The sequence below is a fragment of the Kosakonia oryziphila genome (assembly GCF_900094795.1).
Lineage (GTDB): Bacteria > Pseudomonadota > Gammaproteobacteria > Enterobacterales > Enterobacteriaceae > Kosakonia > Kosakonia oryziphila.
In genome coordinates this window covers 1-6647 of record NZ_FMBC01000085.1, presented here as the reverse complement: position 1 = coordinate 6647, position 6647 = coordinate 1, and the positions used below count along the sequence as shown (strand labels likewise).

Annotated in this window: 8 protein-coding genes; all 8 read right to left on the bottom strand. The window is 53.0% G+C overall.

Annotation, left to right across the window (positions count from 1 at the left end):
• Positions 1-127 precede the first annotated feature (127 nt).
• Positions 128-1450 (bottom strand): ABC transporter substrate-binding protein, encoded by a 1323-nt coding sequence (locus GA0061070_RS23590; protein WP_090138907.1) that lies wholly within the window; start codon positions 1448-1450, stop codon positions 128-130.
• On the bottom strand, positions 1443-2516 hold the full coding sequence (locus tag GA0061070_RS23585; protein WP_090138906.1) for an ABC transporter ATP-binding protein: 1074 nt from the start codon (positions 2514-2516) through the stop codon (positions 1443-1445). The genes GA0061070_RS23590 and GA0061070_RS23585 overlap by 8 nt, the downstream gene beginning before the upstream one ends.
• A gap of 4 nt (positions 2517-2520) precedes the next feature.
• Positions 2521-3345 (bottom strand): phosphodiesterase, encoded by an 825-nt coding sequence (locus GA0061070_RS23580; protein ID WP_090138905.1) that lies wholly within the window; start codon positions 3343-3345, stop codon positions 2521-2523.
• Positions 3346-3356: 11 nt separating this feature from the next.
• Positions 3357-4244 carry a carbohydrate ABC transporter permease gene (locus tag GA0061070_RS23575; RefSeq protein ID WP_090138902.1) on the bottom strand — a complete coding sequence of 296 codons (888 nt, stop codon included), beginning with the start codon at positions 4242-4244 and terminating at the stop codon, positions 3357-3359.
• The gene (locus tag GA0061070_RS23570) at positions 4234-5106 is read right to left on the bottom strand and encodes a carbohydrate ABC transporter permease (protein ID WP_090138900.1); all 873 of its coding nucleotides are present in this window, start codon (positions 5104-5106) and stop codon (positions 4234-4236) included. The genes GA0061070_RS23575 and GA0061070_RS23570 overlap by 11 nt, the downstream gene beginning before the upstream one ends.
• 217 nt (positions 5107-5323) lie before the next feature.
• Positions 5324-5587: a hypothetical protein gene (locus tag GA0061070_RS23565; RefSeq protein WP_090138898.1), complete on the bottom strand. Its 264-nt coding sequence runs from the start codon at positions 5585-5587 to the stop codon at positions 5324-5326.
• A 64-nt stretch (positions 5588-5651) separates the two neighbouring features.
• On the bottom strand, positions 5652-5786 hold the full coding sequence (locus tag GA0061070_RS25850) for a hypothetical protein (RefSeq protein ID WP_279616112.1): 135 nt from the start codon (positions 5784-5786) through the stop codon (positions 5652-5654).
• The gene (locus tag GA0061070_RS23560; RefSeq protein ID WP_090138896.1) at positions 5786-6205 is read right to left on the bottom strand and encodes a hypothetical protein; all 420 of its coding nucleotides are present in this window, start codon (positions 6203-6205) and stop codon (positions 5786-5788) included. Before GA0061070_RS23560 ends, GA0061070_RS25850 begins: the two co-directional genes overlap by 1 nt.
• Positions 6206-6647 lie beyond the last annotated feature (442 nt).

Genomic DNA, 6647 nt, shown 5'->3' with positions numbered 1-6647 from the left:
AAACCCTGTCGCTGGACTCGGGGTTGAAGAAATTACAGCAACGGTATACCGATATGATATTGGTTTACTGAGTTTTCTGGGGATCCCTCAGGGGAGAACTCCCCGCATCCCTGCGGGGCACAACACCTTATTTCACCGCTTGCAGCGCGGTTTTTTCCACATAAGGTTTCATCAGCGTATCGGCTTCTTTCTGCGCCGCTTCTGCGGCCGCTTCCGGGGTCACTTTTTCATCGTTCACCACGGCCGCCAACTGATCTTCCATCGCTTTACGTACGGCAACCGTTTCGTAAGTGGAATACCACGGATGCGCGTACTGCAACTGCTCCAGCGCGATGGCGGCGCGCGGATCCTGCTTCAGATACTCTTTCATTTCCGCCGTATCATAGGCAGCTTTGCGCGGTGAGAAGTAACCGGTGAAGCGGCTCCATGCGCCATTCACTTCCGGGCTAACGAGATAAGTCAGGAACTGATACGCCGCTTTTTTCTGCGCATCGTTAATGCCTTTAAAACTCACCAGGCTGGCACCACCAATTGGCACAGCACGCTGTTCCTGAGCAGGCATCATTGCCACGCCCAGCTCGAAATCTTTGGTGTTTTCACGCATAAAACCCAATGCGCCGGTACTCAGCATCGCCATGCCCAGTTTGCCGGAGAAGAACGCAGCGCTGATTTGCTTCGAGTTCAGTACGCCGGATGGCATCACTTTGTCTTTGTAGATCATATCCTGCCAGAAACGCAGTGCGCCGATGGTAGTGGGCGCGTTGTAATAGACTTCGCCAGGGTAATTTTCGTTAAAGTAGTTACCGCCGTTAGCGCGTACCAGCGAGGAGAAGATCCAGCCGCCGTAATCGTCGTTGGTGGAAGGCAGCATAATGCCCCACTGGCCTTTGCTCTGGTCGGTCAGCTTTTTCGCGTCCTCGAGCAACTCTTTCCAGTTCTGCGGCGGTTGTTTAATGCCTGCTTGCTCAAACATCGTTTTGTTGTAATAGAGGATTGGCGTCGAGTTATGGAACGGAATAGCGTAGGTCACGCCCATTACCTGCGCGTTTTTACGCATCGCAGGCCAGAACTCGTTTTGCAGGAAATCACCGGCTTTTTTGTCGCCGTACTGGAACAGTTCGTCCATCGGCAGAATTTCATCTTTCAGCGCCAGATCGGTAGTGAAGTTGGCGGACATGATCACCAGTGCAGGCGGTTGGCCTGCTTTCTGCGCCGACTCAGCTTTCATTTTAGTGGTGTCGTAGCTGCCGGTAAAAATCCCGCGCACTTCCACCTCTTTTTGTGAATCGTTAAAGGCTTTGATGACGCGTGTCATTTCCATTGTCAGTTTGCCGTCCACCGGGGCCGGAAACATGAAATCAATCTTCTCTTGAGCCAGTGCAGTACCGCTTATTGCAAAAGTTATACAGTAAGTAAGCGCTCGCAATGTTTTTGGCAGAGGCTTATGCATGGTTGTTCTCCTGGTGTAAGTTAAGCAAGGTTTGCGCATCAAAAAGATGACAATCAAGGGGTGAAAAACCGACGCTGAGTGTGTCCCCTTTGTTGGGTACATCGCCCCGGTGTCGGCGGATATAACGCAGGTTGCCAATTGGCGTGCTAACGTGAAGCTGATAATCCGCGCCCATCAGTTCGCGCTGGATGACAGTCGCTGGCAGCACCAACTGGCCCGCTTCTGGCGTGTCGGTAATGTGCTCCGGGCGAATGCCGAGCCACACTTGTGACGCGCTGCGCGCATGCTCAGGCAGCGGCAGGCGTTGCTCCCCCAATTGCACCTCGCCATTGGCACAGGAGAGCGACAGCAGGTTCATGGCCGGAGAGCCGATAAACCCGGCAACAAACAGATTTGCCGGATGTGCGTACAAATGTTCCGGGCGGCCAACTTGCTGCACGTGGCCGCCATTCATCACTACAATGCGGTCGGCCATCGACATCGCTTCGGTCTGGTCATGCGTCACATAAATGGTGCTGGTCTTAAGCTGCTGGTGCATCTCCATAATGCTGTCGCGCACTTCAGTACGCAGGCGCGCATCAAGGTTAGAGAGCGGTTCATCCATTAAGAACAGTTTCGGGTTACGTACGATGGCGCGCGCCATCGCCACGCGCTGACGCTGGCCGCCGGAGAGTTTGGCGGGTTTCCGCTCCAGTAGTGCATCAAGCTGCAACATCTGCGCTACGTGATCGAGGCGCGGTTGCCAGCTAGCTTTTTCTTCGTTACGCACTTTCATGCCGAAGGTGATGTTGTCGCGCACGGACAAGTGCGGAAATAGCGCATAGTTCTGGAAGATCATCGCGAAGTTGCGCTCGCGCGGCGAGCGGGCAGTGATGTCATCATTATCGAGCCAGATGGCACCGTCGCTGACACTCTCCAGCCCGGCTATCAGCCGCAACAGCGTACTTTTCCCGCAGCCGGACGGGCCAACCAGCACCACAAATTCACCATCGTGAATATCCAGCGACAGCGCGCTAAGCGCAGCTTTGCCATCAAACTGCTTGCTTACATTGTTCAGTCTTAACATGGGATTAGCGCTCATCCACCGGACAACTGATGTTTCCGTCATACAGCCACGGGCCCGCGTAATGCGACAACGAGTGCAGGTAGCTCACCCACTGATCGCCAATCTGGCGGTGCATCAGGCACGATGGCGGCGACATGTCGTAGTACGGGCGGGTATCTTCGTGGCAATACGGTACCTGATGCACGGTGGCCGGGATCGTGGCAATTGTTGCCTGGCGATATTGCGTCATGGTCAGGCTGTGGTTATGGCCGCAGAAAATGCGCGTCAGCGACGGGAAGCGCTCAACCAGTTTCAGCAGCAGATGGCCGTTCTCACAGGCGATGCGGTCCATCTGCGCGTTGCCCAGCGGCAACGGCGGATGGTGCATAAACACTGCAGTCGGTTTGTCTTTGCTGGCGCTCAGTTGCGCTTCCAGCCAGTGCAGGGTTTCATCCGTCAGCCAGCCTTTTGATTCTCCGGCGAGGCTGGAATCGATAAACAGCAGACGCGTCGCGAAATCATCAATCGCATAACGCATGTTCTGCGGATCGCTGCCGAGATGCGGGCACAGCGGGTGCAGATATTCCAGAAAATACGCCTTATCGTCGTGGTTCCCCGGAATGACAAACAGCGGGTAATCCAGAGCGCCGAGGATCTGGCGCGCCACACGGTACTCTTCCGGGCGGCCGCAGTTGACGATGTCCCCGCTCACCACCACAGCATCCGGGCGTTCGCGCAGGGCGTTAAGCTGACTTACGACGTCGGCATTCCCGGCGTTGATATCAATAAAACCGTACAGCTTCTCGTTCTGGCTGCGAAAATGGGTGTCGGAAATTTGCGCTAAAAACATAACTACACTCCTTATTTAATACCGGAGAAGCCAAAGCTCCGGAGAAACTGCTTCTGAAAAGCAATAAACGCGACCATTAGCGGCAGGCAAACCATCAGCGTCCCGGCGCTGATCATTCCCCACTGGCCGCCGGATTCTGCGCCCATGGCGAAGGAAACCAGGCCGACTGTCAGCACCTGTTTGTCCGGATCGTTGAGCATCATCAGTGGCCATAAATATTCGTTCCAGTGATAGGTAATGCTGACGGTGGCAAACGCCAGTACTGACGGCCACGACATCGGCAACATCACGCGGAACAGCACCTGCCACCAGCGACAACCCTCCATCAGCGCCGCTTCTTCAATCTCTTTTGGAATGGCGAGAAACGCCTGACGCATCAGAAAGACGCCAAACGCAGAAGTGAAGTAGGGCATCATCACGCCGGTTAGCGTGTTGAGCAGGCCGAAGGTTTTCAGTGTCAGCATGTTGGGGATCATCATCACCACCGGCATGATCATCAGTTGCACCAGGAACAGGATGAACAGCGTTTTCTTGCCGCGAAATTCGTGGCAGGCGAAGACGTAACCGGCAGTGGTAATCGTGAGTAACTGCACAAAGAAAGTGCCGAAGGCAAAGATTATTGTGTTGGCGTACAGGCTGAGCCAGTTGGCGCTGTCCCATGCATCGCGGAAGTTATCCAGCGTCAACGGGAAGCGCGGCAGAATCGACGCCATACCTTCGCCAAACGTGGTGGCGCTAAACGCGGATGAGAGCATCCAGATAAACGGGCTTACCCACAGCAGCGCAAGGCAAACCATCAGCAGCGCAAGTGTGATCGGGCGCGAATAGCGCAGACGCAGCCACAGCGGGCGCGGCACGACAGCGGCCCGGTTGATAACAGGAGTAACCTCAACGCTCATAATGCGCTCCTCTCTCAAGCAGTTTCAGGTTGACCAGCGAGAAGACAAACAGCCCGACCAGCGTTAAAAACGTGGCGGCAGAGGCTTTACCGAGATCGTGTGTGTCCCAGGCGAGATTCTGGATGTAATAGAGCAGTACGGTGGTGGCATTATCCGGGCCACCGCGCGTCATCACGGCGACGTGGTCGATCTGGGTAATCGAGTAAATCAACGCGGTAGTGACCACAAAGCTGATGGTCGGGCGCAGTAACGGCAGGGTAACTTTGAAGAAAACCTGCGTTGAGGTTGCGCCTTCCATTACCGCCGCTTCACGCGTGGAGGCGGGAATGCCCTGCAAACCGGCGAGGAAGAACAGCATGTAATAGCCGGCAAACTTCCACACGCCAATCAACGCCAGCGCCAACAGCGCGCTGTTGCTGCGCCCCAGCCAGTTGTTGTTCATTGGCCCGAAAAGCTGCGCGAGGTAGTGATCGAGCATGCCGAGGCCGGGCATAAAGATAAACAGCCACAGCGCGGCGGCACTGACCATCGGGATAATCATTGGGAAGAAAAACGCCGTACGTAACCAGCGGTTGATGCGGTGGTTTTCCCACAGCGCCACCGCCAGCAGCAGCGCCAGCGTTACACCGGGGATCACCGTTAGCAGAAGGTAGATAAAGTTATTCAACAGCGACTGCCAGAATACCGCATCATCCAGCAGACGAGCGAAGTTGCCCAGCCCAACGAATGGTGCATCATTGCTGGCGATGCGGGTGTCAAACAGGCTGTCATACACCGAGCGCAGCAGCGGAAAGTAAGTGAACAGCGCCAGGAACAGCAAAGATGGTGACAGGATCAGCCACGGGAGCCAGTATTTTCTCATAAGCCTTGAACTGCGAAATGACGGGTTTCGAAAGCCAGAGAGTCTGTGAAAAAAATGCTGCAAAAGGATGACGCGAAGGTGACCGTATAATTAACGGGTTTTTACTGGAGGTTTTTATTGCGGGATTTCATTGTGAAACCAGGATGTTGCCAGCAGATAGTGGCAAAAAAAGAGTGTCAGAAAAAAGCCCCGCGTTTTTTATGCGGGGCTCGTTTTCTTATATTTTAGTTCGAATTCCGCCTGCGGCTTCAATAATCAGGGCGTGCTGCGTTTTGATACTGTTTGCCGATCGGCTAAGAACTGACAAAACTTCTTCACGCGATGCTGTGATAGGAGTACCTGTCGGTGTCATGCGATTGAGTTGCTCTGAAGTAATAACGCGTTCGGTTGCCTGACTATGAGTAATAACGCCGGATCTCTTCATGATGTCAGCGCCAGAGCTGGAAGCGACCGTTTTCATTGCGCTCTTTATTGTTGCCATTTTTTCCTCCTGCTCTGTTTTCCGTTGCTGCATTATCGTTCAGTTGTTGAACATCCTCAACCAGTTATTTATCTTGCTGGAACCACTCGAACAGGCTGTTGGCGTCGCGGTAAAGGATCGCTTTCTCGCCGTCCGTGAGGTCGATAAAGCCATATTGCTGCATGTAATAATCAGTAACTTCTTTGTTAACAGGAAACATCAGGCGCAGCAAGTATCCGTCATAAACAGCACGGCTACATAGAGGGCGAAACGGAGTGTATTTCCATCAAGTACAGAGTTCTGTAGGTGAAAATTTTGAATCATTTCAAGGTTAAGAAAAGGGAAGCCATTATTTATCGCGGGACAATATTGAAAAATACAGGCTCCAGCGGGTCGCCGCTCAGCATCAACAATTTTAAAACTGAATAAGAATGTATCCGGGTCATTCAGAACCGTTCCACTATGATCCCAGGGGAGACGATACATTTCCGGGAGATCTCGCTGGATCGCAATACACCAGCGTATATCCGCTTCGGTGAGCGTTTGTACCCGAATGTTGTAGCCGTTTTGGGCAAAAATAATATTGGCCGCGTCCATAGCCTGCTGGCTAATGTGTTGGACATCTCTTTCCCTGTCCATCGATTTCCCTTTTCATTTAACTCCTGGCTAATGTCCCAGCCACGCCTTTTTTAAACAATCTGCATTCGTTTTGTCGGGTAGGTAAATTTCAATACTGGAAAGCGCTACGCAAAAAATCTATGGTCACCCCCATTTTTGCAACACTGATTTTGATTAATGGTGGGCTTGCTTAAATCTATCCGGCGTCTATGTGGGCAAGGATGCCCGCGCCACGATGAGTTCCGCGCCTGATGAACCTGAAAAGCCCCCCGGCTTCAGTGAGCCATTTTTTGCGTGAGGTTTCTCATCAGGCCGATATGCCGTTCATGTCATCAATAACCAGTCTTCGCAAAACCAGATGGGTAACTACTTTTTAAGTACCTAAAAATCAATAGATTAAGTCAAGCCTGCATGTGGCAGGCCTGATATTCATTGCGGTTCGTCGTGATTGCCCACGCTATTC